At 53.8% G+C, this 3,728-nt stretch carries 2 protein-coding genes; one reads left to right on the forward strand and one right to left on the reverse strand.

The annotated features are described in order from the left end of the window. Positions 1-250: 250 nt before the first annotated feature. Positions 251-676: a hypothetical protein gene (locus ACUHMQ_RS20270; protein ID WP_445297260.1), complete on the reverse strand. Its 426-nt coding sequence runs from the start codon at positions 674-676 to the stop codon at positions 251-253. A gap of 720 nt (positions 677-1,396) precedes the next feature. Between ACUHMQ_RS20270 and ACUHMQ_RS20275 the strand changes: the two genes are divergently transcribed. Then, positions 1,397-3,728 (forward strand): beta strand repeat-containing protein (locus ACUHMQ_RS20275; RefSeq protein ID WP_445297261.1); only part of this gene is annotated, 2,332 nt, incomplete at its 3' end.

Below are 3,728 nucleotides of genomic sequence, written 5' to 3' on the forward strand. Positions count from 1 at the left end.
GGCGTTTTCCAGCAAAGGGCGGATGGCTTCGAATTGTTCGCGACTGATATCGCTGGGGTAAGGGGTTCTCATTGGGCAAGCATCGCCGGTCTGGAGCTAGATGAAAAGACTTTGAACAGGTTCTTAGCAGGTGCTCACTCCAAGTTGCCCGATTAAGCCATGCTGCCGTTGGCGTGGCATCTGTTGACTATTGGGTGAGGCCGCATGCTTTACTTTACCTTTTGATGGTCTTTGGAGATGCATGAGCGCACTAGTACTTGCAGGAAACCTTGAAGGTCAGCGCCAGCTCCAAGCGGGGGCTTCCCTCATCCCGTTTTAGCTTGGAAGGCAAACGTGTCAGGGTTTCGCATTGACTCACCTGAAAGCCAAACTGTCGCATTGCATTGGCAACGGTCTGGCTTGTCATGCGTAGTGCATGGCGTGGCCTGTCTACCCTCACAGTGCCGGGTGTAGCCGGCACGGTCACAATTTCGAAAGGGTGAGCACTACCGCTGAGTAGTTGCAGACCGCGTTTGCTGGGTACAAGCGGGGTTTCTATATCGCTGGGTAATGGGCTTAGGTGATCTACGCCAAGCACAAGCGGTATGGTTTCATCCACATTTTCTTTGGCCCAAAGCAATGTCGAGCAGCCCGCCAATGCGCAGCTGATCAAGCAGTAACGAACAACAAGCCCCATAGTTAGCTCCACCGCTATACATGCTAACCGACACCTGAAGTCGTCTGTCCTTTACCCTTATCTACTATCTATCGTGAATAGGGCGCTATCGTCGTAAAGCACAGAACCGCGGTTGAATTGTGCTTAGGCGGGACAGAAAATCAGGTGATCTGTCAAGATGTCAGGATAGAGTTTTGGTTTCGTTTTTCCAGGCGAAAAAACAGCTCAAAAAAAGCAAGACTTTGGACAAGGTCCAAAAACCCGTTCGATGATCTGCCACGAGTAGAACATGAGCCCTGATCACAGGCACGTAGTAGATATTGAACAGGTTTTAAGAGGGGGGGGAGTTTCTGTTTAGTAATCGCTACTTCACTTTCTATTAAGTGCTCATATGGTGTTATATCCCTCGGTTTACGGTGTTTGTTGGGGTTTCTAACCTTTCGTTTCTCAATAAGAAACGTCCTGTGTGATGTTCTGCCATCAGTTAATCATAAGGTATATGTGGGTGGGCTATTTTGAAGTGACCTAGTCTTCTTCATGATTTATGAGTTTTTTAAAAGGTAATACAGTTTATGTTGATGTTTTGTTGTATGTGGGAGTATGAAATGAGGTAGTGAAATTTATTTTCTTCTCTATTCTTAAGACCAAATTTATTCCTACCAGCAAGAGCTACTGCATGAGATTGCGCTCATGCAATGAGAGCTTGTTTTGCTTGAGGCATATAACAAAGGTGGTCAAGGTATGGAACAGCAAATCGAACTGAAGCAGCGATTACTAGGGATGGCCCATGATAAATACAAAGGACTGCAAGGGTACTCGAAGGTAATTCGATTTGGTCTGGGGTGGGTACTGCGAAGCCTGCCATTGATGGCAGCACTACTACTGGGCCAACAGGCTTGGGCGGCCCCCCAGGCTTGTGCGGCGGGGGAAATGGCGCAGACGTTTAGTTTTCCTGCAGGCATATGGACTAATGGCAGTTTGGGGCCACTTGTTAGTCCCGTAGCAACTGGCGGCAATACGACAAATTTTACGGTAAGTATTACGCCGAATCCGGCGGTTCCACAGAGTAACGCCGGTGTAGGGGGATTTCCTGGGCCTTATCCAAGGCAATGGACATTCGGCAATGTACCTTTTACTGTATTCGCTGCTAGTGACAGCACGCCAGCGGGTACAACAATCGCAACTTTTAATTTAGGTTTTAATCGGCAGGTTAATAAATTAAGTTTCACTGCGGTCGATATTAGTTCTGATAACCCTCTTGGTGGCGCCCAGATGTATCGGGACTTTGCGACTTTTGCCGCCAACAATGGTACGGCGTTACTGCCAACAGCAATTACGTCCGGAAATGGTCCCGGAGGGTACCACGTCATTAATTTAGGGGCCGGTACGGCAGAAGCGGCTGACCCGCTGGCAGGACCATTCCTTGGTACTCGTGGTACTGCTAATCCTTGCGGTACCAACATCAATACATTTTGTAATGTAGCGGTTGATTTTTCTCAGTCAGGTATTACCAGTGCTTCGCTAACTTATGCGCAATCGTCAGCATTTGTTGGTACTGAATTTCAGTTCGTTGGACTTAACGATATTTCCTGGTGCCTCCCCCCCAGCACCGTCACCATCACCGCCGTCAGCAATGGCGGCGTAGGGCCATTCACCTATACCGGTGGTAATGGCTATCCCGGCGAAACTCTCACCACCACCGCACCAGCTACTGGTGCACCGGGTACCACCCAGACGCTCACTACTTCCGCCACTGGCACCACCATCACCGAAACCATCCCGACCGGTTATACCCTCACCGGGGTCAACTGTACCGGTCTGGGCGCTGGCGGTACGGCGACACCGAATCTGGCTGCGGGGTCGGTTACCCTTGACGTGGCTGCCACCACTGCAGGTTCCAATATCGCCTGTACCTTTACCAATACGGCGACCCCACCCACGGTGACGGTGAGCACCATCACTAATGGTGGTACAGTAGGTGTTCCCTATACCGGTACCAATGGCGTCACCAATTTCACCAACACCACGGTGACTCCAGGGGTAGCGGTGACTGGCCCCATCCAGAGTTTGACCACTGCCAGCAGCTCAACGGTGGTCACCGAAGCCATCCCACCCGGCTATGTTCTCACCGGGGCGACCTGTACCGGCTTGGGTACGGGTGGTACGGCGACACCGAATCTGGCTGCCGGTACCGTGACACTTGATGCCGCCGCCACTGCAGCCGGCTCCAACATCGCTTGTACCTTCACCAATGCCAAACTGCCCACCGTTACCGTCAGCACGGTCAGCAATGGCGGCACTGGCGGCTTTCCCTACACGGGTACCAATGGGGTCAACAACTTCACCAACACCACGGTAACAGCCGGGACGCCGGTAACCGGTCCCGTACAGACCCTCACCGCCGTGGGTACCTCAACCGTCGTGACGGAGAGCATCCCCCCAGGCTTTGTCCTCACCGGGGCGACCTGTACCGGCTTGGGAGCGGGCGGCACCGCCACACCGAATCTGGCTGCTGGTACGGTGACCCTCGATGCTGCCGCCACAGCAGCCGGTTCCAACATCGCCTGTACCTTCACCCATAACCGGTTGCCCACGGTGACGGTAAGCACCATTACCAATGGGGGGACGGCAGGTGTCCCCTATACCGGTACCAACGGGGTCAACAACTTCACCAATACCACGGTCACGTCCGGGGTACCGGTGACCGGCCCGGTTCAGACCTTGACCACTTCCGGTACGTCGACTGTCGTCTCCGAAACCATCCCACCGGGCTTTACGCTCACCGGAGCGACCTGTACTGGCCTGACCCCAGGCGGTACCGCCACCCCCAATCTGGCGACGGGCACGATCACGCTGGATGCCGTTGCTACCGCTGGCTCGCCCAATATCGCCTGTACCTTCACCCATAGCGCGCCGGCGACGGTCGCGATCAATGTGATCAGTAATGGCGGGGTCGGGCCCTTCGGCTTTACCGGCACCAATGGGGTCACCAATCAGACCCTGACCACGGTCACACCAGGCACCGGTGTACAAGGGCCGGTCCAGTCGGTGACCACGGTTGGCAGCGTGACCA

This window comes from Chitinimonas violaceus (assembly GCF_052601015.1).